Annotated in this window: 21 protein-coding genes; 7 read left to right on the top strand and 14 right to left on the bottom strand. The window is 74.4% G+C overall.

Annotated elements, in window-relative coordinates; translation table 11 throughout:
- Nucleotides 1-21 precede the first annotated feature (21 nt).
- Entirely contained in the window at nt 22-966 is a 945-nt protein-coding gene (locus tag B124_RS27300; protein ID WP_496505624.1) for a phosphatase PAP2 family protein, read from the top strand.
- A gap of 6 nt (nt 967-972) precedes the next feature.
- On the opposite strand, the gene B124_RS27295 is transcribed toward B124_RS27300, so the two are convergent.
- Nucleotides 973-1,197: an I78 family peptidase inhibitor gene (locus tag B124_RS27295; RefSeq protein WP_496505623.1), complete on the bottom strand. Its 225-nt coding sequence runs from the start codon at nt 1,195-1,197 to the stop codon at nt 973-975.
- Between the two features lie 410 nt (nt 1,198-1,607).
- Here B124_RS27295 and ctaD point away from each other — a divergent pair, with 410 nt between their 5' ends.
- Entirely contained in the window at nt 1,608-3,314 is a 1,707-nt protein-coding gene (gene ctaD / locus B124_RS27290) for an aa3-type cytochrome oxidase subunit I (protein WP_496505622.1), read from the top strand.
- 75 nt (nt 3,315-3,389) lie between these two features.
- Here the strand turns inward: ctaD and B124_RS27285 are convergent, their stop codons facing one another.
- Nucleotides 3,390-4,718: an ABC transporter substrate-binding protein gene (locus B124_RS27285; RefSeq protein WP_496505621.1), complete on the bottom strand. Its 1,329-nt coding sequence runs from the start codon at nt 4,716-4,718 to the stop codon at nt 3,390-3,392.
- A gap of 1 nt (nt 4,719) precedes the next feature.
- Nucleotides 4,720-5,283: an MTB12 C-terminal domain-containing protein gene (locus B124_RS27280; RefSeq protein WP_496505620.1), complete on the bottom strand. Its 564-nt coding sequence runs from the start codon at nt 5,281-5,283 to the stop codon at nt 4,720-4,722.
- A 207-nt stretch (nt 5,284-5,490) separates the two neighbouring features.
- Here B124_RS27280 and B124_RS27275 point away from each other — a divergent pair, with 207 nt between their 5' ends.
- From B124_RS27275 to B124_RS27265, 3 genes are read left to right on the top strand one after another with little or no spacing between them, the layout of a single operon-like run.
- On the top strand, nt 5,491-5,961 hold the full coding sequence (locus B124_RS27275) for a hypothetical protein (protein ID WP_496505649.1): 471 nt from the start codon (nt 5,491-5,493) through the stop codon (nt 5,959-5,961).
- Between the two features lies 1 nt (nt 5,962).
- The gene (locus B124_RS27270) at nt 5,963-9,241 is read left to right on the top strand and encodes an ABC transporter permease subunit (protein WP_496505619.1); all 3,279 of its coding nucleotides are present in this window, start codon (nt 5,963-5,965) and stop codon (nt 9,239-9,241) included.
- The gene (locus B124_RS27265; RefSeq protein WP_496505618.1) at nt 9,238-9,909 is read left to right on the top strand and encodes an ABC transporter ATP-binding protein; all 672 of its coding nucleotides are present in this window, start codon (nt 9,238-9,240) and stop codon (nt 9,907-9,909) included. The genes B124_RS27270 and B124_RS27265 overlap by 4 nt, the downstream gene beginning before the upstream one ends.
- A gap of 15 nt (nt 9,910-9,924) precedes the next feature.
- On the opposite strand, the gene B124_RS27260 is transcribed toward B124_RS27265, so the two are convergent.
- Nucleotides 9,925-10,470, bottom strand: a complete 546-nt coding sequence (locus B124_RS27260; protein ID WP_496505648.1) for a transglycosylase family protein — start codon at nt 10,468-10,470, stop codon at nt 9,925-9,927.
- Between the two features lie 281 nt (nt 10,471-10,751).
- Between B124_RS27260 and B124_RS27255 the strand changes: the two genes are divergently transcribed.
- Both B124_RS27255 and B124_RS27250 read left to right on the top strand, forming a co-directional pair.
- Nucleotides 10,752-11,750, top strand: coding sequence for a DUF8842 C-terminal domain-containing protein (locus B124_RS27255; RefSeq protein WP_496505647.1), 999 nt, complete (start codon nt 10,752-10,754; stop codon nt 11,748-11,750).
- Nucleotides 11,751-11,860: 110 nt separating this feature from the next.
- Complete coding sequence (locus B124_RS27250) at nt 11,861-12,088, top strand: hypothetical protein (protein ID WP_496505617.1); 228 nt, start codon at nt 11,861-11,863, stop codon at nt 12,086-12,088.
- 121 nt (nt 12,089-12,209) lie between these two features.
- Here the strand turns inward: B124_RS27250 and der are convergent, their stop codons facing one another.
- The 10 genes from der to ald all read right to left on the bottom strand — a co-directional run bounded on the left by der (nt 12,210) and on the right by ald (nt 23,120).
- The gene (gene der / locus B124_RS27245; RefSeq protein ID WP_496505616.1) at nt 12,210-13,700 is read right to left on the bottom strand and encodes a ribosome biogenesis GTPase Der; all 1,491 of its coding nucleotides are present in this window, start codon (nt 13,698-13,700) and stop codon (nt 12,210-12,212) included.
- A 198-nt stretch (nt 13,701-13,898) separates the two neighbouring features.
- Nucleotides 13,899-14,501 (bottom strand): lysophospholipid acyltransferase family protein, encoded by a 603-nt coding sequence (locus B124_RS27240; protein ID WP_496505646.1) that lies wholly within the window; start codon nt 14,499-14,501, stop codon nt 13,899-13,901.
- Nucleotides 14,502-14,554: 53 nt separating this feature from the next.
- Nucleotides 14,555-15,265: a (d)CMP kinase gene (gene cmk, locus B124_RS27235; protein WP_496505615.1), complete on the bottom strand. Its 711-nt coding sequence runs from the start codon at nt 15,263-15,265 to the stop codon at nt 14,555-14,557.
- A gap of 89 nt (nt 15,266-15,354) precedes the next feature.
- A complete protein-coding gene (locus B124_RS27230; protein ID WP_496505614.1) occupies nt 15,355-16,440 on the bottom strand; it encodes a prephenate dehydrogenase in 1,086 nt (361 codons plus the stop codon).
- A 53-nt stretch (nt 16,441-16,493) separates the two neighbouring features.
- Nucleotides 16,494-17,516, bottom strand: a complete 1,023-nt coding sequence (locus tag B124_RS27225; protein WP_496505613.1) for a pseudouridine synthase — start codon at nt 17,514-17,516, stop codon at nt 16,494-16,496.
- Between the two features lie 22 nt (nt 17,517-17,538).
- Entirely contained in the window at nt 17,539-18,264 is a 726-nt protein-coding gene (gene scpB / locus B124_RS27220; RefSeq protein WP_496505612.1) for an SMC-Scp complex subunit ScpB, read from the bottom strand.
- Nucleotides 18,261-19,727, bottom strand: a complete 1,467-nt coding sequence (locus tag B124_RS27215) for a segregation and condensation protein A (RefSeq protein ID WP_496505611.1) — start codon at nt 19,725-19,727, stop codon at nt 18,261-18,263. The genes scpB and B124_RS27215 overlap by 4 nt, the downstream gene beginning before the upstream one ends.
- Nucleotides 19,728-19,839: 112 nt before the next feature.
- On the bottom strand, nt 19,840-20,547 hold the full coding sequence (locus B124_RS27210) for a hypothetical protein (protein ID WP_496505645.1): 708 nt from the start codon (nt 20,545-20,547) through the stop codon (nt 19,840-19,842).
- Entirely contained in the window at nt 20,544-21,578 is a 1,035-nt protein-coding gene (locus tag B124_RS27205; protein WP_496505610.1) for a ParA family protein, read from the bottom strand. Before B124_RS27205 ends, B124_RS27210 begins: the two co-directional genes overlap by 4 nt.
- A 417-nt stretch (nt 21,579-21,995) precedes the next feature.
- Nucleotides 21,996-23,120: an alanine dehydrogenase gene (ald, locus tag B124_RS27200; RefSeq protein ID WP_496505609.1), complete on the bottom strand. Its 1,125-nt coding sequence runs from the start codon at nt 23,118-23,120 to the stop codon at nt 21,996-21,998.
- Between the last annotated feature and the right edge of the window lies 1 nt (nt 23,121).

The raw sequence follows: 23,121 nt of genomic DNA, 5'->3' as shown, positions 1-23,121 counted from the left end.
CACGGCGGCCGCCGGCCGCGCATGACCAGGACCCGGCTGTGGCTGTTCTGGTCGTCGCTGGCCGTCTACGCGGCGATCGTCGCGGCCGTGGTGACCACGTCGTGGCTGGTGCAGCTCGACTGGCAGCTGATGCTCTTCCGGCCGTACAAGCAGTGGCCGGAGTTCCACGCCTTCCTGGACTACTTCGTGGTCCTCGGCCAACGCGCCCCCACCGCCGTCGCCGTGCTGGCCTGGCTCGCCTGGTCCGCCTGGCGGCAGCACACCCTGCGCCCGCTGCTCATGCTGGCCGGCTCGCTGCTCCTGCTGAACGTGACGGTCGGGGCGGCGAAGATCGGCATGGGCCGGCTCGGCCCGCACTACGCCACCGAGATCGGCTCGAACGAGATGTGGGCGGGCGGCGATATATTCCCTTCGGGACACACCGCGAACGCCGTTGTGACCTGGGGAGTCGTGGCCTATCTGGCGACGACGCCGCGAGCCCGCAGGACCGCCTCCGTGGTCTGCGCGATGGTGGCGCTGGGCGTCGGCGGCACGACCGTCTACCTCGGTACGCACTGGCTGAGCGACGTGCTGCTCGGCTGGGTCGCCGGCCTGCTCGTCCTTCTGGCCCTGCCCTGGTTCGAACCCGGCGTGGCCCACGCGGAGGCCTGGCTGCTGCGCCTGCTCGACCGGCTGCGCGGCTCCCCGGCCGCCGGCCCGCCCGCGCCGGCCTCGCTCTCCCCGCTGGCCACGCGCGTGTCGATCGTCTCGCAGCGCCCCACCGGCGCCAGCGCGCAGACCACCCGGGAGATGGCCCGCGTCAGCTCCGGCTCGGGCACGGCCGCCCGGACCGACGCCTGGCCGCCCCTGGCGCCGCGCCCGCACCCCGCGCGGCACGAGCGGCCTCCCGTCACCCCGGCCGGCCACCGCCGCCCGCCGCAGTCCGACCGCCCCGGCGGCCGGCCGCAGGCGCGCACGGGCGGCTGACCCGCGCTACCCGACCCAGCAGCGCGTGACCCGGCCGTCCTGGACGGTGAAGTTGAGCCGTCCGCCCATGAACTCCATGGTGATGATGGCCCCCGGGGGCAGCGGGCGGACCGTGGTCCAGCCGCGGCCCCTGGCCCGTTCCTCCGCGTCGGCGGCGGCCAGGCCGACGTAGCTCTCGGGATCGTCGTCGGGGTTCGAGGACGGGGGCGGCAGGTTCGGTGGAGTCGCCATGGCACCCACGCTATGCCCCAGGTCACGGCCGCGGTAGGGCCTCGGACCACGGGGATGTCCCCGCCCTGTTCACCGCGGGTCACACTTCTGTCACAGCGCCCGCCGGCCGCCGGACGGCCCGCATGAGGGCCCCTACAGGCATCCGAGAGGCATCTTCTGACGGGCTGTCGGGGAATTGCGGGGCCCCGCCGCTAATCGCACCTGCTGTTTACCTGCCGGGCCCTCTGAAATTCACCGGATTTCCCCTTGGCAGCGATGCCCGGTGTCAGCTCCGCATAAAACCTCCGGGCCGCTGCCGCGACACACCGGGCGAACGCGCGTAGCGCGTCGGATCCGCACACCGGTGGCACCGTCGTGCCGTGGACGCGCGCGTCGTCACACGTGACCTACGAGCGGAAGGTGCAGAGGCGATGGGGACGACACAGGCGGCACCGGCACCGGCACCTGCTCCCCCGCGCCCCCGACGGCACGGCGCGGTCGTCGTCGACTGGCTGACCACCACGGACCACAAGAAGATCGGGCACCTCTATCTGATCACCGCGTTCGCCTTCTTCCTCTTCGCCGGCCTGCTCGCGCTGGTGATGCGGGCGGAGCTGGCCCGGCCGGGGATGCAGTTGCTCAGCCACGAGCAGTTCAACCAGTCGTTCACGATCCACGGCACGATCATGCTGCTGCTCTTCGCCACGCCGACGTTCGCCGGGTTCGCCAACGAGATCATGCCGCTGCAGATCGGCTCCCCCGACGTGGCCTTCCCGCGGCTGAACATGCTGTCGTACTGGCTGTTCCTCTTCGGCGGGCTGATCGTGCTGAGCAGCTACCTCACGCCGAGCGGGCCCGCGGACTTCGGCTGGTTCGCGTACGCGCCGCTGAACGGCCCGGTGCGCTCCCCCGGCCTGGGCCCGGACCTGTGGATCATGGGGCTGGCGCTGGCGGGCTTCGGCACGATCCTGGGCGCGGTCAACTTCCTCACCACGATCATCGGGATGCGCGCGCCCGGCATGACGGTGTTCCGGATGCCGATCTTCACCTGGAACATCCTGTTCACCTCGATCCTCGTCCTGATGGCGTTCCCGGTGCTGGCGGCGTCGCTGCTGGTGCTGGAGTCGGACCGGCGGTTCGGCTCGGTCGTCTTCGAGGGGTCGGTGGGCGGGTCGCTGCTGTGGCAGCACCTGTTCTGGTTCTTCGGCCACCCGGAGGTCTACATCATCGCGCTGCCGTTCTTCGGCATCATCAGCGAGATCATCCCGGTCTTCTCCCGCAAGCCGATCTTCGGCTACGTGATGCTGGTGGGCGCCACCGTGGCGATCACGGGTCTGTCGGTCGTCGTCTGGGCGCACCACATGTTCGCCACCCAGGCGGTGCTGCTGCCGTTCTTCTCCGTCTTGTCGTTCCTGATCGCGGTGCCCACGGGGGTGAAGTTCTTCAACTGGATCGGCACGATGATGAACGGCTCGCTGTCGTTCGAGACGCCGATGCTGTGGGCGATCGGGTTCCTGGTCAGCTTCCTCTTCGGCGGGCTGACGGGCGTGCTGCTGGCCTCGCCGCCGCTGGACTTCCACGTCACGGACACGTACTTCGTCGTCGGCCACTTCCACTACGTGGTCTTCGGGACGGTGGTGTTCGCGACCTTCGCGGGCTTCTACTTCTGGTGGCCGAAGTTCACCGGGAAGATGCTGGACGAGCGGCTGGGGAAGATCCACTTCTGGACCCTGTTCATCGGCTTCCACGTCACGTTCCTGGTGCACCACTGGCTGGGCGTGGAGGGCATGCCCAGGCGGTACGCGGACTACCTGGCCGCCGACGGCTTCACCACGCTCAACACGGTCTCCACCATCGGCTCCTTCCTGCTGGGCACCTCCACGCTGCCGTTCCTGTACAACCTGTGGCGCACGGCGAAGGAGGGCCGGAAGGTCGACGTGGACGACCCGTGGGGCTTCGGCCGTTCCCTGGAGTGGGCCACCTCCTGCCCGCCGCCGCGGCACAACTTCACCACCCTGCCGCGGATCCGCTCCGAGTCGCCGGCCTTCGACCTGCACCACCCCTACGCCGTACCGCAGGAGCAGCGCAGCCAGCCCGAACGAGAGCCCGGGCGGCAGCCCGAGCGGCAGCCCGGGTAGAGGGCGCGGGGCGCGGCCCGGCGGGACCGCGGCCGGGCCGGTCGCGCAGCCGCCCGCGGACGGCACCACAGGAGGTCAGGGCCGGTACGGGAGCTGTGGCACCGTGAAGCAGTTCTCCGTCATCTCCCCCTGGCTGACCCAGCCGCCGGCGCCGTCGTTCGCGTCGTCCTGCCAGCGGGCCGCCGACACGCACGTGCGCCGGGTCTCGGGCGGCTCGGCCGCCTGCTCGAAGCGGGTGGGCAGCAGCAGCCCGTCCGCGTCGTACGGCTCGGTGCGCGCCATGAAGTCCTCGACGCACTCCCGCGTCAGCTCCGCCCCGCACGACGTCGCCGCGTCCGCGAACCACATCGCCGCGGCCCAGCCCTCCAGTTGCCACTGCGCGCGCGTGCCGGTGTCCGCGTACCGGTCCATGCCGTCGCGGAACGCCTTGACCGCCGGGTCGTCCACGTCCTCGTAGTTGCGGCTGGAGCCCGTGACCCAGAGGGAGTTGCGGCAGCGCTCGGCGTCCGCGAAGTCCTCCGGGACGCCGGAGTTCCAGTTCTGCACGTTGGTGACCTTCGCGGTCAGCTCCACGCCGGCCTCGTCGAGCGCCTGGCACAGCTTGGCGTTGCCGCCGGTGTCGACGGCGTCGAAGACCAGGTCGACACCGCGGGCGCGCAGGTCGGCGGCGACCGCGTCGAAGTTCGGCAGCGAGAAGTCGACCTGCTCGGTGACGACGTCGTAGCCCTCGGCCTTGAGCCCACTGGTCACGCTGCGGGCGTACGAGGCCGAGGCCGCCTGGTTGTACGAGACGACGGCGGCCGTGCGGGCGCCGTGCTCCCGCTTGAAGTAGCGGTAGACCTCGGTGCCGCCGTACAGGTCGCCGTCCCAGCCGGCCTCGCCGCCGGTGCGCGGGGCGCGGCTGCCGTAGATGCCGTACAGGTGCGGATACGTCTCGTACGCGGCCCCGATCGGCTGGCCGCCGACGTCCGGCACACCTGCCTCGCTGACCTGCGGGGCGCCGGCGTAGTTCAGCGAGGTGGTGGCGACGAGAGCGAACACCTTCTCCCCCCGCACCAGTTCGCGTACGCAGTCGCTGTTGCCCAGGCCGCTGCCGCCGTCGTCGCAGGTGAGGACCTCCACGGGGCGGCCGTTGACGCCGCCGCGCGCGTTCAGCGCCGCGAAGTACGCCCGCGCGCCGTCCTGCGGCCCGCTGAACGCGTCGCCCACCGGGCTCGTCTCGCTGGCGATGACGCCGACCCTGACCGGCTCCCCGCGCGCCTCGCCCGACGGCGCGGCGGCGCCGTCCCCGGCCGCCGGCCGCTCGGTGAACTCGCTCTCGGGCACCCGGCTGCCGCACGCCGCGGTCAGCAGCAGCACGGTCACCGCAGTCACCGCCAGCGCGGCACCCCCCGGCCTGGTCACCTCAGCACCCGGGGCCCGGCGACCCGCTCATCTCGACGAGCGTGCAGATCGCCCGCTTCGACACCTTCCACTCGCCGTCCTGCAGCACCGAGACACCCGTGGCGCCGGGCACGACCGTCTGTCCCTTGAGCGCGATGTCGTACGTCACGTCCGCCTCTTCGGCGGAGCCGAACTCCACCTCGGTGACCTTCGCGCCCACCTGCTTCCAGCGCTCGTCGTCGGAGAACGCCACCATCAGCGGGCGCATCGCCTCGCCGTCCTCCAGCACCGCCAGCTTCGCGTCGGCGTCGGAGTCCGGCGAGAAGAACGTCGTCCAGTTCTCCTCGATCTCCTTCTCCGCCGCCGCGGGGTCGGCCGGTTCCGCGCCGCCCGCGCCGTCGGAGCCGCCGTCCGCGGCCTCGCTCTCCGCCGCGGCGGGGCTGCTCTCGGACGCCTGCACGCTCGGCTTCTTCTCCGGCGTGTCCGCGCCGCCGCCGTCGTCCCCGCAGCCGGCCGCGCCCAGCCCCGTGAGCAGTATCGCCGCGGCGAGCAACGCGGCGCTGCGCGTGCGTGCTCCTCGGGTCATCCGTCCTCACCCCTGAACGTCGTCATGGTCGAGTGTCCCGCCGATCCGTACGCCCTCCTGCGCAGGAGAACCACACACGGCATAGTGCCTCCCAGGCAGCAGAGATGCACAGGGGGCAGAATGTGGCAAACCGGCCCGGGGCGCGGGCACTCGCTGAAGGCCCTGGCCCTGCAGTGGGGCAGTTGGGCCGCGCTCGCCGCCGGGGCCGTGCTGTGTGCCGTCGGCTGGTACGGGGTGTCCGGCGAGCGGTTCGCCGAGCGGCAGATCCCGTATCTGGCGTCCTGCACGATCCCCGGGGCGGCGTTGATCGTCGCCGGGGCGGTGCTGCTGTCGCGCGGCGACCAGGGCCTTGCGGCGGCGCGGGTGGAGGAGTTGTACGGGCTGCTGGTGGCGGCGGACAGTGACGAGGCCGGGGACGGGGCCGGGGACCGGCCGGGCGCCGGGGCCGCGGCGGCGGACGGCGGGAGCGCCCCGTACCTGGCGGTGCCCGGCGGGACGCTCTACCACCGTCCCGACTGCCCCCTGGCCGCCGGCAAGCCCGGCGCCGTACCGGTCGCGGATCCCGCGGATTCCGCGGATCCCGCACAAGCAGGCGGCGAAGGAAGCGGGACAGGGGCGTTGACCCCCTGCCCGGTCTGCGAGCCGGGCCCCGCGGGCGGGGCCGCGGCGGAGGCGTGAGGTGTCGCTCACGTACGAACTGACGCTGGCCGGGCTCGCGGTGGGCAGTGCCGCCGCGCTCACCGGCATCGGTGTCGTCGTCACGTACCGCGCGACCGGGGTGCTCAACCTGGCGCACGGCGCGGTCGCGATGTTCACCGCGTACGTCATGCGCCAGCTCGCCGTCGGCTGGGACTGGCCGCTGTGGGCGGCGGCGGCCGTCAGCCTGCTCGTCGTGGCCCCCGGCATCGGGCTGCTCATGGGGCGGTTCGTCTTCCGGCCGCTGTCGGTGCTGCAGTCGAGCGGGGCGGGCGCGGGCGGGGCGCAGGCGCTGGTGGCGTCGCTCGGGGTGTTCGTGCTGCTGATGGGTGCGGCGGGGCTTCTGTGGGGTACGGGCGCGCGGACGGACGCGCCCGAACTGCTGCCGTCCGACCCGTGGGTGCAGCTCGGCACGGCGGTGGCGCTGGCCGGTTCGGTCGCGGCGCTCACGCGGTGGAGCCGGTTCGGGCGCGAGCTGCGCGCGGTGGTCGACAACCGCCGGCTCGCCGCGCTCAGCGGCATCGACGCCGACCGGGTCGCCGACACCGGCTGGGCGTTCGGCACGTTCACCGCGGGCGTCACGGGCGTGCTGCTGGCACCGGAGTACCGCCTGGACCCGTACGGGCTGCCGCTGCTGGTGATGGCCGTCATCGGGGTCGCGGTCGCGGCCGGGCTGCGGAGCCTGCCGGCGGTCGTGGCGGTGGCGCTGGCGGTCGGCGTGGGGCAGGCGCAGTTGACCCGGCTCCACCCGGAGGGCTGGGGCGAGCAGGTGGTGCAGGCCCTGGGCGCGAACCTCTTCGCGGTGCTGCTGCTGGTGGCGGCGCTGGCGCTGCCGCGGCTCTGGACGGGGGCCGGCGACGCCTTCCTGCGGGTCCCCGCCGACACGCTGGACTCGGCGGCCGGCGACGGGCGGACCTGGCTGGTCGCCGGGGTGCTGTTCCTGCTGCCGCTGGGCTTCGCGGGCTCCGACCTGACCACGTCGGTGCAGGTGCCGGCGCTGGCGGTGGTGCTGCTGTCGCTGGTGGTCGTCACGGGGCGCGGCGGCCAGGTCTCGCTGGGGCAGGCGGCGTACGCGGGGCTGGGGGCGCTGTTCACGGCGCTGCTGGCGGCGGGGCGGTTCCCGGGGCTGCCGGCCGCCCTGCCCGAGCTGCCGGCGCTGGGTGTCGCGGTGCTGCTGGTGGCGCCGCTGGGGCTGCTCACGGGGTATCCGGCGATCCGGCGGCAGGGCCTGGCGCTTGCGCTGGTCACGCTGGCGGTCGGGGTGGCGGTGAGCCGCTTCGTCTTCGCGCAGCCCTACGCGACGTCGGGCCTGACGCTGGGCCGCCCCGCGGGCTTCACCGGGGACCGGGCGTTCTACGTACTCGAACTGCTGCTGCTCGCCGGCGCGGTGACGGCGGTCCGGGCCCTGCGCGGGGGCCGCCCCGGCCGCGCGCTGGCGGCGATGCGGGACCACGAGTCGGGCGCCGCGGCGGCGGGGGTGGCGGTGCCGTCACTGAAGGTCGCCGCCTTCGCGGCGGGCGCCGCGCTGGCGGCCCTGGGCGGCGGCATGCTGGCCATGGGCGCCCGCGCGTTCGACCCCAACGCCTTCGACCCGGTACGGAGCCTGCTGTGGTTCGCGGCGGTGGTCGTGGTGGGCGCGGACAGCATGCTGGGCGCGCTGCTGGCGGCGGCCCTGCTGGTGGGTCTCGACGCGGGCACCCGCGGCGGGATGGCGGCGGCGGTCATCGGCGTCCTGGCAGTCCTCCTAGGCCGCTTCCCGGGCGGCCTGTACGAGGCCCTGCACCGGGCGGCAACCGCCCGGCTACGCCCCCGCCGGCTGACCCCGCGGGGGGCGCGGGTCCGCGCCGGCCTGACGCGGAACCCACCTCCGGCGGGGGGCGCGGGTGCGGCAGTGCCCCCGGCGCGGGCCGGGGCTGCAGAGCCGCCTCCGGCGGGGGTCACGAGTGCGGCACCGCCTCCGGCTCCGCCGGGAGCCGCCGTCGCCGGAGGCCCACCGCCGGGGACAGCCGATGCCGGGCCGCCACCGGTACGTACAGCCAGCGGGGTCGTGAGCCCCGCCCCCCGCCCCGCGGGGGCCCCGGACCTCCCGGTGCCTTCGCCGCGGGCGACGGGCGCCGCCGCCCCGCCTCCGGCGGGGGCGGCGAGGCGCGCGGGGGGCGCCGACGAACGCGACGCACCCGGCCCCGGCGCGGGCAACGCCGCGCGGCCCGCCCGCGGCGCCCCGGAGTCCGGCGCCGAAGACGCGGGTCCCGCGCGCCACGGACCGGCGGCCGAAGAGCCGGGGCACGCACGGAACGACACCCCCCGGACCACACCCGCACCCGGCACACGCGAAGCCCCGCAACCACCGCACGGCGACACCGGGCCCGACCCGGAAAACCCCGAGCCCTCCAACCCGGAGCCCGGGGACACCGGCCGCGTCGACCGGCGGAACGTTCCCGGGCCCGGTGCGGGCGGAGACCCGCCGGTGCCGGGCGGCGAAGCCGGGCCCCGCCGACGGGCCGCCGCGGTCCGTGGCCGGCTCCGTACACCCGCGGCGTCCGCCGCAGGCGACCGCGGGGGGCTCGTCGCGCGGGGCGTTGCTGTTTCGTACGGGGACTTCTCCGTGCTCTCCGGCGTCGACCTCCGCGTCCCTCCCGGGCAGGTCACCGCCCTCGTCGGGCCCAACGGGGCCGGGAAGTCCACCCTGTTCCACTGTCTCGCCGGGACCCTCCGGCCGCGCGCAGGGCGGGTGGTGCTCGACGGGCGGGACGTGACCCGGCGCAGTGCGCATGTGCGGAACCGGCTCGGGCTGGCGCGGACGTTTCAGCAGCCCGCCGTCTTTCCCTCCCTCACCGTCGCCGAGAACGTCGGCGTCGGCGCCGAGCAGGGCCGTGCCCGCGACCCCGGGGCCGCCGACCGCGCGCTGCGCCTCCTCGGCCTCGACGGGCCGCTGCGCGACACGCCCGCCGCCGACCTGCCCACCGGCACCCTCCGCCGGGTCGAGATCGGCCGCGCGCTCGCCGGCGGCCCCCGCGTGCTGCTGCTCGACGAGCCCGCCGCCGGCCTCGACCTCGCCGAGACGGCCGCGCTCGTACGCATCCTGCGCGCCCTCGCCGCCGACGGCATGGCCCTGCTGGTCGTCGAGCACGACCTCGAACTCGTCGGCGAACTCGCCGACGCCGTCTACGCGATGGCCGCCGGCCGCATCGTCGCCTCCGGCACCGCCGCCGGCGTACTCGCCGCGACCGCCACGGCCGGCGCACCCGCGGAGGCGCCGTGAGCGTCGAGATCGCCCTGCACCGCGCGCGGGTCCGCTACGGACCCCTGGAGGCCCTGCACGGGGTCGACCTCGCCGTGCCGGCCGGCCGGCTCACCGTGCTGCTCGGCCGCAACGGCTCCGGCCGTACGACCGCGCTGCGCGCCCTCGCCGGGACCGTGCCGCTGGCCAGCGGCCGCGTGGTGTGGCGCGGCGAGGACGTCACGCGGATGCCCGCGTACGCCCGCGCCCGCCGCGGGCTGTCGCTGACGCCGGAGGTGCGCGCCGTGTTCGGCTCGCTGACCGTCGCGGAGAACCTGCGCCTCGCCGCCCGCGACGGCGGCACCGGGCCCGCGCTGGCCGCGTACCCGGAGCTGGCGCGGCTGCTGACGCACCGCGCGGGCACCCTCTCGGGCGGCGAGCAGCGGATGCTGGCCGTCTCCCGCGCGCTGCTGTCCCCCGCCCGGCTCGTCCTGCTCGACGAGCCGGGCCAGGGGATGTCGGCCGCGGTGGCGGCCCGTACGTACGAACTGCTCGGCGGGCTCGCCGCCACCGTCGTCGTCGCGGAGCAGAGCCTGCCGCCCGGCCTGGCGACCGCGGCGGCGGTGGTGCACGAACTCCGCCGCGGCAACGTGGTGTTCAGCGGCGAGCCCGGGGAGTCGGGGGCGCCGTGGAGCGCGGGCGTCCGGTGAGTCCGCCGGGGCCCGTCAGACGTGCAGCCGCTGGCCCGGCAGGATGACGTCGGGGTCGTCGCCGATGACGTCGCGGTTGGCCTCGTAGACCTCGCGCCACGGCGTGCCGTGCGCGGCGGCGATACGGCTGAGGGTGTCGCCGGTCGTGACGGTGTAGTTGCCGTCGCCGCGCTTCAGCGGCTGCCGCCGCCCCGCGCCGCGGTCCGCGCGGGACTCCGTACGCGGCTCCGAAGGCTGCGCCACCGCGGGCGCCCCGCCCGACGCGCCGGCCTCGACGGAGCAGTGCGGCCAGGCGCCCCACCCCTGCGCGGCCTGCACCTTCGTGGCGATGGCGATCTGCTGCTCCCGGGTGGCCCGGTCCGCGGTGGCGGCGTAGGCGGTGCCGCCGTACGCCTCCCACGTGGCGGCGGCGAACTGCAGCCCGCCGTAGTAGCCGTTGCCGGTGTTGATGCTCCAGTCGCCGCCGCTCTCGCACTGCGCTATACGGTCCCACACCGCGCTGTCCGCGGCGCCCGCCGGCGCGGCGGTGGCGAGGACCGAGACCCCGTCATTCGAGGCCAGTTGCCGGTTACCTCGGGTATCGATCAATACCGGACAGGCTTTGATGCCGGCCAAATCCGGCTTTGTCTGGCAAATCTTCGATCGCGCTGTGGCTCGTCTCACGGCACCAACGGCGGTGATTCGCACATCAGTTGACCCACAGTGAGAATTTCCGACCGGCTCCCTACGGTCCGTACGCCCTGTTCCGTCAATCGCCGCCGCGGGCGTGACTCCGCACACAGGTCGCCCGTTGTGCCCAGATGAACACGCACCACGACACCGAGGAGCGACTCGTGCCCAGCATGCTCGACGTGAGCGACGCCGTACGCCGCGAGATCGGCGACGAGGAGGCGGACCGGCTCGTCACCGGCGAGTCCTCCCCCGGCACGTACGACTGCACCTCCTGCCGCGCCCCCGGCGACTCCGCGCGGGAGCAGACGAGCACCGTCCTCTTCGTGGGGGAGGAGACCGCGGTGCTCGCCTTCGCCCACGCCACCTGCATCCCCTCGCAGGTCGTCCCGGTCTCCGAGGACCAACTGCTGGGCGCCGTACGGTCGATCACCGCGGACGGGGGACCGGCGCAGGCCCCGCCCCCCGCCGCCGTAACACCGCACTCCCCCGCCGTCCCCGCCCCCGCGGCCTCCCCCGCGCCGCCGGTCCCCGTCTCCGCCGGCCCCGCCGTCTCCCCCGACGCCGCCTCTCCGGACGCCGTCTCCCTTGCCGCCGCCTCCCCCGACGCCGTCTCCCCTGCAGCCGTGCCTCCCGCCACAGCCGAGCCCCCCGCGGCCCCCGTCGCTCCGGCACCCGGCGGCGGCGAACACGGCGCAGCGCAGGCGGTGCTCGGTGTCACCTGCGGGCTGGTGATGTGCGGCGAGGACGCCCGCTCCGCGCTGGTCGTGGAGCCCACCGCGCCCGTCGTCCGGCCCGGCTCCGAGGGCCCCGGGGACGACTTCCTGCCGCTGCTCATCGAGAGCGGCTTCCTGCCCGTGATGGACATGGGCAAGGCCCCGGCGCCGGTGCCCGGCTGGTCCGTGCTGCTCGTCGCCGGCCGCCTGCACGCCGTGATGCAGCCCGGCACCGCCGGTCAGCCGCCGACCGCCTGGTGGCAGGCGCACCAGCCGCTGCACGTCTCGGACGGCTGGCGGGCCACCGCGGCGAAGGAGCAGGAGGTGCTGGTGTACGCCGCGCCCGCCGGCGCGATCGGGCGGCAGCCGCGCGAGGACCTGCTCGGCGAGGCGCTGGTGCAGGCCGCCGGGCGCGGCCTGCTCGTCGGCGCGACGATGCCCCTCACCGGCACCTGATCCACAACCCGATCGGAGCACCGGTACCTGATCGGAGCAATGTGCACCCGCATCCCTGTGTGCCGCGCCTTCGTTGCACGGGTGTGCACCGATACCACGTGATTCCCGGCATGCGCCCCGCCCATGAGCCCCACGCGGCCTCCCGCCCCTCGGCAACGCCGATCTACGACGCCCTGTTCGCCGAGTACCGCAGGCTCTTCCGGGCGCTGCCCGGGGACCGCACCGGCGAGGAGCAGCTCCGCTTCGACGCCATCATGAACGCCCGCCCGTCGCTGCCGTCCCCGGGGCGCCTGCGGTCACATCTGCACGTGCACCGCCACCGCGCGGCCGGGGACTAGCCCGGCCGGCCCGCCGCCGCGGCGAACCGCGAACCGCGAGCCACGTCCCACGTGCCGCGCACCGGCCGGGCGCGTACGCGGCACGCGGGCCCGTACCCGAACCCGCTCCCAGCCGGGGCCGCTACTTCTTGCGGCCCCGCTTCTCCCGCACCCGTACCGAGATCCGGATCGGGCTGCCCTCGAAGCCGAACTCCTCGCGCAGCCGCCGCTCGATGAAGCGCCGGTAGTTCGCCTCGATGAACCCCGAGGCGAAGAGCACGAACCGCGGCGGCCGGGTGCCCGCCTGGGTGCCGAAGAGGATCCGCGGCTGCTTGCCGCCGCGCACCGGGTGCGGGTGCCCGGCCGTCAGCTCGCCGAGGAAGGCGTTGAGCCTCCCGGTCGGCACCCGCGTCTCCCAGCCCGCCAGCGCCGTCTCCAGCGCCGGCACCAGCTTCTCCATGTGCCGTCCGGTGCGGGCCGAGACGTTGACCCGCGGCGCCCACTGCACCTGCACGAGGTCGCGCTCGATCTCGCGCTCCAGATAGAAGCGGCGCTCGTCGTCCAGCAGGTCCCACTTGTTGTACGCGATGACCAGTGCACGCCCGGCGTCGACGGCCATGGAGATGATCCGGGTGTCCTGCACGGCCAGGGTCTCGTCGGCGTCCACGAGGACGACCGCGACCTCCGCCTTCTCCAGCGCGGCGGCGGTGCGCAGCGAGGCGTAGTAGTCGGCGCCCTCCTGGAGGTGCACGCGCCGCCGGATGCCGGCGGTGTCGACGAAGCGCCAGGTCTTCCCGCCCAGTTGGATCAGCTCGTCCACCGGGTCGCGGGTGGTGCCCGCGACGTCGTCCACGACGACGCGGTCCTCCTTGGCGAGCTTGTTGAGCATGGACGACTTGCCGACGTTCGGCCGCCCGATGAGCGCCACCCGGCGCGGGCCGCCGAGCCCGCCGGCGAACGACTGCGCGGGCGCGTCCGGGAGGACGGCGAGGACCGCGTCGAGCATGTCGCCGGTGCCGCGGCCGTGCAGCGCGGAGACCGGGTGGGGCTCGCCGAGGCCGAGCGACCACAGGTACGCCGCCTCCGCCTCGCCCGACTGCCCGTCGACCTTGTTGGCGCAGAGCACCACCGGCTTGCCGGCGCGGCGCAGCATCTTCACGACGGCCTCGTCGGTGTCCGTGGCGCCCGTCTGCGTATCCACGACGAAGACCACGGCGTCCGCGGCCTCGACCGCGTACTCGGCCTGCGCCGCCACGGAGGCGTGGATGCCGAGGACGTCCTGCTCCCAGCCGCCGGTGTCGACCAGCTTGAAGCGGCGGCCCGCCCATTCGGCCTCGTACGTGACGCGGTCGCGGGTGACTCCGGGGCGGTCCTCCACGACGGCCTCGCGGCGGCCGATGATGCGGTTCACCAGAGTCGACTTGCCGACGTTCGGCCGGCCGACGACGGCCGCCACCGGCAGCGGGCCGTGCCCGGCGCGCGCGAGGTCGCCCTCGACCTCGTCGAGGTCGAAGCCCTCCCCGGCGGCCAGTTCCATGAACTCCGCGTACTCGGCGTCGCCCAGTTCCCCGTGCCCGTCGCCGTGGGCCGCACCGTCCGGGCCCTGCCCGGGGGAGATGCCGGTCTCGCTCATCACGTTCCTCGTCCTTGCGTCCTCGGCTGCGCCCGGCGCCCGGTCCCGACCAAGCCCGCAGCCTGAAGTCTCGTCCATGCGGTCTCGGCGAAATCCGGTGCTTTCCGGCCGCCCGCGTGCGCCGGGAATGCGCTGGCCTCGGGGAGTACGGGGGCAGAGCCCCCAGAATCCCCCGACACCCTACCCCGGCGGAGCCGCTCAGCGACCGGTGTCGCGCCTGGCGGCGGCCAGGTGCGCGGTCAGCCGGTCCTGGATGCGCAGCGTCGCCTCGTCCATCGCCTTGCGCGTACGGCGCCCGCCCGGCGCTCCCGCCTGGAAGGGCTCGCCGAAGACGATGTCCACGTGGCAGCGGACCGGCGGCAGCGCCTTGACCACGCGGCTGCGCCGCTCCGCCGTGCCCAGCACCGCGACCGGCACCACCGGGGCGCCCGAGCGCACCGCGAAGTACGCGAGACCCGCGCGGATCGAGGAGAAGTCGCCCTCTCCCCTGCTGCCTTCCGGGAAGATCCCGAGCACTCCGCCGTCGTCCAGCACCCCCAGCGCGCGGGTGATCGCCCCCCGGTCGACCGTGGTGCGGTCGATGGCGACCTGGCCGATGTTACGCAGGTACCAGCCGACGATCCCGACGAACGCCTCCTGCTTGATCAGGAAGTGCACCGGCCGCGGCGAGGTGCCCATGAGCAGCGGGCCGTCGACGTTGTGGGAGTGGTTCCCGGCCAGGATCACGGGCCCGCTCGCGGGCATCCGCCAGGCGCCGAGTATCCGCGGCTTGAAGTAGCCGTGCATGACGGGCGCGGACATCCGCCGCCCGACGAGCGCACCCCGTGTCTCCGGCACCGCGCCGGCCGGTTGGGTCACCGACCCTGCTGCTTCTCTTCGACGAGGGTCACGACGCACTGGATGACCTGCTCCAGGGTCAGCTCCGTCGTGTCCACCTCGATGGCGTCCCCGGCCTTGGCGAGCGGCGAGACCTTGCGGCCGGCGTCGGCGGCGTCGCGCCGGGCGATCGACGCCTGCGTGGCGGCCAGGTCGCGGGCGCCCCTGCCCTTCAGCTCGCCGCTGCGGCGGGCGGCCCGTACCTCCTCGGAGGCGGTGAGGAAGATCTTCACGTCCGCGTCCGGCAGCACCGTCGTGCCGATGTCCCGGCCCTCGACGACGATCCCGCCGCTCTTCGCGGACTCGGCCGCGATCGACCGCTGCAGCGCGGTGATCCGCGCCCGTACCTCCGGCACCGCGCTGACGGCGCTGACCGCGGCGGTGACCACCTGGGTACGGATCGGGCCCGCGGCGTCCGCGCCGTCGACGGTGATCGTGGGTGCCCCGGGGTCGGTGCCGGAGACGATCTGCGGCTTCTCGGCGGCGGCGGCGATCGCGGCGGCGTCGGCCACGTCCACGCCGTTGCCCAGCATCCACCAGGCGGCGGCCCGGTACTGCGCGCCGGTGTCGAGATAGCGCAGGCCGAGCCGTGCGGCGACGGCCCGGGACGTGCTCGACTTGCCGGTGCCGGCGGGGCCGTCGATGGCGACGATCACGGGGGGCCGCTGGGCCTTGGCAGCGCTGTCCACGGGGCGTACGACACCCTTCCTCAGGTCTACGACGGGGGTTGAGCCGACTTTGTGCGGCACCAGGGTACTGCTAGCTGCGCGGGGCCCGGTCACTGCCTCAGCGGCCACCCGCGCTCCCGCAGCGCCGCGGTGAGCACGGGCGCGGCCGGCGGCTCGACCATGAGCTGCATCCGCCCGGTCTGCTGGCCGGTGGCGTGCTCGATGCGCACGTCCTCGATGTTGACCCCGGCGGCGCCGGCGTCGGCGAAGATGCGGGCCAGCTCGCCCGGCCGGTCGCCGATGAGCACGGTGACCGCCTCGTAGTCCGCGGGAGCGGCGCCGTGCTTGCCCGGTACCCGCTCGCGGCCGGCGCTGCCGCGGCGCAGCACGTCCTCGATGCCGGCCGCGCCGGCCCGGCGCTTGGCGTCGTCGGCGGCCTGCAGCGCGCGCAGCGCCCGTACCGTCTCGTCCAGGTCGGCGGCGACCTCGGCCAGCACCTCGGCGACCGGGCCCGGGTTGGCGGAGAGGATGTCGATCCACATCGCCGGGTCCGAGGCGGCGATGCGGGTGACGTCCCTGATGCCCTGCCCGCACAGCCGGACCGCGGCCTCCTCGGCGTCCTCGAGCCGGGCGGCGACCATGCTGGAGACGAGCTGCGGGGTGTGCGAGACGAGGGCGACCGCGCGGTCGTGGGCGTCGGCGTCCATGACGACGGGCACGGCCCGGCAGAACGCGACCAGCTCCAGCGCGAGGTTCAGCACCTCGGTGTCGGTGGTCTCCGCCGGGCTCAGCACCCAGGGGCGGCCCTCGAAGAGCTCCGCGGTGGCGGCCAGCGGGCCGGAGCGCTCGCTGCCGGCCATGGGGTGGCTGCCGATGTAGCGGGTGAGGTCGCCGCCCAGCTCCTGAAGGGTGCGGCGGGGGCCGCCCTTGACACTGGCGACGTCAAGGTAGCCGCGGGCGACGCCGCGGTGCTGGGCGTCGGCGAGAGTGCGGCCGGTGAGCGCGGGCGGCACGGCGACGACGGCGAGGTCCACGGGGGCGGGCGGCGGCCCGTCGGTGCCGGCCCCGAGGGAGGCGGCGGTACGGGCCTGGTCGGTGTCCTCGTCCTGGAGGTACACCCTGACCCCTCTGCGGGTCAGCGCGAGGGCTGCGGAGGTGCCGATGAGGCCGGTGCCGAGGACGAGGGCGGTACGCACGGCGCAAGGATACGCGGCGTCCGCCCCGCGGGTCGCGGGGCGGACGCCGGCCGTCAGAGCCCGACCTCCCGCATCAGCATCCCGACCTCGGTGTTGGTCAGCCGGCGCAGCCAGCCCGACTTCTGGTCACCCAGCGCGATCGGGCCGAAGCGGGTCCGTACCAGCTTGTCGACGGGGAAGCCGGCCTCGGCGAGCATCCGCCGCACGATGTGCTTGCGGCCCTCGTGCAGCACCACCTCGACGAGATAGTTCTTGCCGGTGTTCTCCACCACCCGGAAGTCGTCCGCCTTGGCGTAGCCGTCGTCGAGCCGGATGCCGTTCTTGAGCCGCTTGCCGAGGTCGCGCGGCAGCGGGCCCTGGATGGCGGCGAGGTAGGTCTTCTTCACGCCGTAGCGGGGGTGGGTGAGGCGGTGGGCCAGCTCGCCGTGGTTGGTGAGCAGGATGATGCCCTCGGTCTCGGTGTCCAGGCGGCCGACGTGGAAGAGCCGGGTCTCGCGGTTGTCCACGTAGTCGCCGAGGTTCTGCCGGCCCTCCGGGTCGTCCATCGAGGAGACGACGCCGACCGGCTTGTTGAGGGCGAAGAAGAGGTACGACTGCGTGGCCACGGTCAGCCCGTCGACCTTGATCTCGTCCTTCTCCGGGTCGACGCGCAGCCCCTGCTCGGTGACGATGCGCCCGTTGACCTCGACCCGCGCCTGGTCGATCAGCTCCTCGCAGGCGCGCCGCGACCCCATGCCGGCCCGCGCCAGCACCTTCTGCAGCCGCTCGCCCTCGGGCTCGCCGAAGGTCTTCGGCAGCTTGCGCTGCGGCCCCGTGTGCCGGGCCCTGGTCCGCTCCTCCAACTGCGCGTCGTACTCGCGGGAGCGCGCGGGCCGGCTCGGCGCGCCGCCGCGCCCCCGGCCCCCCTTCCCCGGGCCGCCCGGGCGCTCGCCCTGGGGGGCGCCGGACTTCTCGTACCGCCGCTCCTCGGGGCGGGGGCGGCCCTGCCGGCGCTGTTGCGCGTCGCGCTTGCCGCCCGCCCTCCGGGGGTCGGAGCCCGAGGGCTTCCTGCTGTTCCTGCCGCCGCTGCTTCGCATCTACCGTCAGTCCGTTGGTTGGTCAGGTCTCGTCATCCACGTCGAACGACGGGACGCCCTCCTGGGACTCGCCCTCCACCGCCTCCGCGTCCGGGAGGAACGGGGCCAGCTCGGGGAGCTCGTCCAGACCGCGCAGGCCCATCCGCTCCAGGAAGTAGTTCGTCGTCCTGTACAGGATCGCACCTGTTCCGTCCTCCGTGCCCACCTCCTCGATGAGCCCGCGCTGGAGGAGCGTGCGCATGACACCGTCGCAGTTGACGCCGCGGACGGCGGAGACGCGCGAGCGGGAGACCGGCTGGCGGTACGCGACGACCGCGAGGGTCTCCAGCGCGGCCTGGGTGAGCCGGGACTGCTGGCCGTCGAGGACGAAGCCCTCGACGGCGGGCGCGTAGGCGGCGCGGGTGTAGAAGCGCCAGCCGCCGGCGACGTGGCGCAGGTCGAAGCCGCGGCCCTGGACGGTGTACTCGTCGGACAGCTCGCGCAGGGCGTCGGCGATCTCGCGGGGGCGGCGGTCGAGGACCTTGGCCAGGTGCTGGGTGGTGACGGGCTCGTCGACGACCATGAGGACGGCTTCGAGGGCCGGGCGCAGCGGGAGCCCTGCGGTGGGGCCGGCCTCCTTCTCCTGCTTCTCCTGCCCCTCCCCCGCCGCCTCGGGCTGCGGCTGCGGTTCCGTGTCTGCCGTGTCTGCCGCGTCCGGCACATCCGGCACATCCGGTGCGTCCGCCACATCCGCCGCTGCGTCGCTCATCGCTCGTCCTCGCCTCCGCCTTCGCCTTCGTTCCCGCCGGCCGCGTCCGCGTCGCCGGACGCCGTGTCGAACTCGTCGGTCACCACCGGCACCACATCCTCCCGCCCCGTCCACCGCACCGTCAGCGGCTCCAGCGCGCCTTCCTGGTCGAGGGCCACGGCCCGCTCCCGGTAGAGCTCCAGCAGCGCCAGGAACCGGGCGACGACGGTCAGCGGGTCGGGGGCGTCCGCGATCAGCTCCTGGAAGCTGACGGAGCCGTGCTCGCGCAGCCGCGAGACGACGACCTGCGCCTGTTCCTGGACGCTGACGAGGGGGGCGTGGATGTGGTCGACGTAGACCTGGGGCACGGGCTTGGGCTGCATCGCCTTGACCGCGAGCCGGGCGAAGCCCTCCGGGCCGATGCTGATGACCACCTCGGGCAGCAGCTCCGCGTGGTGCGGCTCAAGACCGACGGTGCGGGGGTGGCGCTGCGACTCCTCCTCCAGCCGGCGGTGGAAGATGCCCGCTATCTCCTTGTACGCGCGGTACTGCAGCAGCCGCGCGAACAGCAGGTCGCGGGCCTCCAGCAGCGCGAGGTCCTCCTCGTCCTCGACCTCGGCGGCGGGCAGCAGACGGGCGGCCTTGAGGTCGAGGAGGGTGGCGGCGACGACGAGGAACTCGGTGGTCTGGTCGAGGTCCCAGTCGGGGCCCATGGCGCGGATGTGGGCCATGAAGTCGTCGGTGACGCGGTGCAGGGAGACCTCGGTGACGTCCAGCTTGTGCTTGGAGATGAGCTGGAGGAGGAGGTCGAAAGGGCCCTCGAAGTTGGCGAGCCGGACCCGGAAGGCGCCGTCGTCGGGCTCGCCGTCGGAATCGCCGCCCGGTTCGCCATCGGACTCGCTGCCGGGTTCACCGGCGGAACCGCCGTCGGGTTCCCCGCCGGGTTCGCCGCCGGTCCCGGGGCCGGGTTCGGGGAGACCAGCCGTGCCAGGCGCGGTGCCGGACTCCGGGCCGGGTCCGGGCTCGCGGTCCGGCCCGGGCTCGCGTTCGGGCTCAGGTGCACGGTCCGGCTCGGGCTCGCGGTCGGGCTCAGGTACGCGGTCCGGCTCGGGGGCGTAGTCCGGCTCGGGGGCGTCGTCCGGCTCGGGTGCGCCGTCCGGCTCGGGGGACGGCTCCTCGGCGGGTTCCGCGCCGCCGGGTCCCGCCGGCGCGGGCTCCGTCTCGGGGTCGGGCTCGGGCACCGGCCCCGGACCAGGCTCGGGCGGAGCCGGCGCGGGGCCCGGGATGGGCAGCGGCGGGGCGGGCACGGGGGGAGGATCCGGCTGCGGCAGGGGCATCGGCTCGGGGTACGGCTCCGTCACCGGATCCGGTTCCGCGGGTGGCGGCGCGGGCTTGGTGGGCGTCGCGGCGACGCCCGGGCCGCGGCCGAGAGAGCGCCGGGCGGTACGCGCGGGGCGCTGCGGGTCGTCGTGCCTGTCGTCCATCGCCCGCAGCGTATCGCTCACAGCCGTGCTCGCCCGGTTGTCGTCCGGCGGGGCGGCACCCGGGCGGTGATCCGGTACGGGGCGCGCGGCCGGGAGCGTACGGGCGCGGGCGTCAGCGCCCGCGCAGGCGGCGTACGAGGATGCTCGCGTCGCCGCGCGACTCCAGGTCGGCCAGCACCACCGCGACGGCCTCGCGCACGATCCGGCCGCGGTCCACCGCCAGGCCGTGGTCGCCGCGGAGCACGAGCCGGGCGTGCTCCAGGTCCATCAGCTCCTCGGCGGAGACGTAGACCGTGATCTTCTCGTCGTGCCGCTCCCGGCCGCTGGGCCGCCGCGCGGCGCCGCGGCCCCGGCCGCGCCGGGGCTGGGGCTGGGCCGCCGCGGCCGAACCGCCGCCCTGCCGTGCGGACTTCGTCCCCGCCTGGGCCGCCGGCTCCCGCTCGCTCTGCCGGGCCCGCCCGCCGGGGGCGGTCTCGGCGCCGGCCCCCCGGCCGCCGTGCTCCGTCGCCTCGGGGTCGCGCCGGGCCGCGGGGCCGCCCGCGGTGCGCTTGCCGCCCGCCGGGGCGGCCTTGCCGCCCGTGCCCGCGCGTACCCGCGCGGCGGCGTCCGTACCGCCGGAGCCGTCCGGGTCCTCCGCGCCCGCTTCCCCGGCGTCCGCGCCGGGCTCCGCCGAGTCGGCCTCGCGGCTCGGCGCGGGCACGCGCGGACTGCCGCCGGGCGCCTCGCCGTTGGCCCGCTGCCGGTCCGACTGCGGTGTGGACGACTGGAGCGCGGTCCCCCCGGTGGTACGGAAAAGCTCGTCGGCCCCGGGCAGGCTCACTCGGCGTGGCACCGGGCGAGCACCTCCCTGGCGAGCTGGCGGTAGGCGGCGGCGCCCACGGAGTTGGAGGCGTACGAGGTGATGGGCTCGCCGGCCACGGTGGTCTCGGGGAACCGGACGGTGCGCCCGATGACCGTGTGGTAGACGTGGTCGTCGAATGCCTCGACGACGCGCGCCAGCACCTCGCGGCTGTGCACCGTCCGCGAGTCGTACATCGTGGCGAGGATGCCGTCCAGCTCCAGGTCGGGGTTGAGCCGCTCCTGGACCTTCTCGATCGTCTCGGTGAGCAGGGCGACCCCGCGCAGCGCGAAGAACTCGCACTCCAGCGGCACGATCACCTTGTGCGCCGCGGTCAGCGCGTTGACCGTGAGCAGACCCAGCGACGGCTGGCAGTCGATGACGACGTAGTCGTACTCGGACAGCAGCGGCTTCAGCGCGCGCTGCAGCGTTTGCTCCCGCGCCACCTCGCTCACCAACTGCACCTCGGCGGCGGAGAGATCGATGTTGCTGGGCAGCAGGTCCATGTTGGGCACGGCCGTCTTGAGCAGCACCTCGTCCGCCGACATGCCCCGCTCCATGAGCAGGTTGTAGACCGTGAGGTCCAGCTCCATGGGGTTGACCCCGAGGCCGACGGAGAGGGCGCCCTGCGGGTCGAAGTCCACGAGCAGCACCCGGCGGCCGTACTCGGCCAGCGCCGCGCCCAGGTTGATGGCGGACGTGGTCTTGCCGACGCCGCCCTTCTGGTTGCACATGGCGATGACCTTCGCCGGGCCGTGGTCGGTGACCGGGCCCGGGATGGGGAAGTACGGCAGCGGACGGCCCGTGGGCCCGATGCGCTCCCGGCGCTGCCGGGCGGCGTCCGGCGCGAGCGTCGCGGCGTACTCGGGATCCGGCTCGTAGTCCGCGTCCGGGTCGTAGAAGTGGCCTTCTGACAGGTCCTCGAAGTCGGAGGTGGCGGATGCGGCGAGACGTGTGGTGTCCTCGCCGCCGCTCTGGCTGCCGGTCATGGCGTTCACGTGATGACCGTCCATGCTCTGGTATACGTTTCCGCCCTGGTGTGCGTGTGCCGAGAAGGTGTGGACGGCGACGGAGCCGACAGGCGCCTGTGCCCCCGAGGAACCGTGGTCCCTCGCAGACATGCCTGGACGACCACCCCCGGGAGCAAATGTCGACTCATTCACAAGTCGTCCTACCTCCTTGGTGACCAGGGCACTTCTCGATTGGTCAGCGTGGCACCATGCCGACGATTGGCGACTCTATGGCGTGTCGGGGTCCCGCAGCAACACAATCCCGCAGACAGGGCACGATGTGTCGGGTGTGGAACACCACTTCGGGCACCCCGTACGACGGTACGTCGCCCGGCCGAACCCCTGGTGACAAGGTTCGGCCGGTGAAGCGGAGTTGACGGTGTCGCCGATGCGGTCGACCTGCCGCGCATCTGCGCGAAATCAGCCCAGCACGCGCGCGAGTTCGGCCGCCGGAAGACCGTGCGCTTCCGCCACGGGACCGTAAACGACCTGTCCTTCGTGGGTGTTGAGGCCGAGCGCGAGCGCCGGATCGCCGCGCAGCGCCGCCCGCCAGCCGAGGTTCGCGAGCTTGACGATGTACGGCAGCGTGGCGTTGGTCAGCGCGTACGTGGACGTGTTGGGCACCGCGCCGGGCATGTTGGCGACGCAGTAGAAGACCGAGTCGTGTACCCGGAAGGTCGGTTCCGCGTGCGTGGTCGGCCGGGAGTCGGCGAAGCAGCCGCCCTGGTCGATCGCGATGTCGACAAGGACACTTCCCGGCTTCATCCGCGACACCAGCTCGTTGTCGACGAGCTTGGGCGCCTTCGCGCCCGGGATGAGCACCGCGCCGATCACCAGGTCGGCGTCCAGGACCGCCTGCCCGAGGGCGTAGGCGGTGGAGGTGAGGGTGCGCACCTTCGTACCGAAGACCTTGTCCGCCTCGCGCAGCTTGCGCACGTCCGTGTCGAGCAGCGTGACGTGGAAGCCCATGCCGACGGCGATCTGCGTGGCGTTCCAGCCGGATACGCCGCCGCCGATCACGACCGCCTGCCCCGGCACCACACCGGGCACGCCGCCCGGCAGCACACCGCGGCCGCCCTGCGGGCGCATCAGGTGGTACGCGCCGACCTGCGGCGCGAGCCGGCCGGCGACCTCCGACATCGGGGCGAGCAGCGGCAGGTGCCGGTCCGCGGTCTCCACCGTCTCGTACGCGATGGCGGTGGTGCCGGACTCCAGCAGCGCCTCGGTGCACGGCCGGGAGGCGGCGAGGTGGAGGTAGGTGAAGAGCACCTGGTCCTTGCGGAGGCGGTGGTACTCCTCCGCGATCGGCTCCTTGACCTTCAGCACCAGGTCCGCGGCGGCCCACACGTCGTCGGCCGTGGGCAGGATCTCCGCCCCGGCCGCGACGTACTCCTCGTCGGGGATGGACGAGCCGAGGCCCGCGCCCTGCTCCACGAATACTTCATGGCGGTGGCGGCGCTGGCGGACCAGCTCGTGCACTCCGGCGGGCGTGATGGCCACCCGGAACTCGTTGTTCTTGATCTCGCGTGGAATGCCGACCTTCACG

The sequence above is a fragment of the Streptomyces sp. CNP082 genome (genome assembly GCF_059570535.1).
The sequence above is the reverse complement of the archived record's forward strand: the minus strand, read 5'-3'. Positions and strand labels throughout refer to the sequence as shown.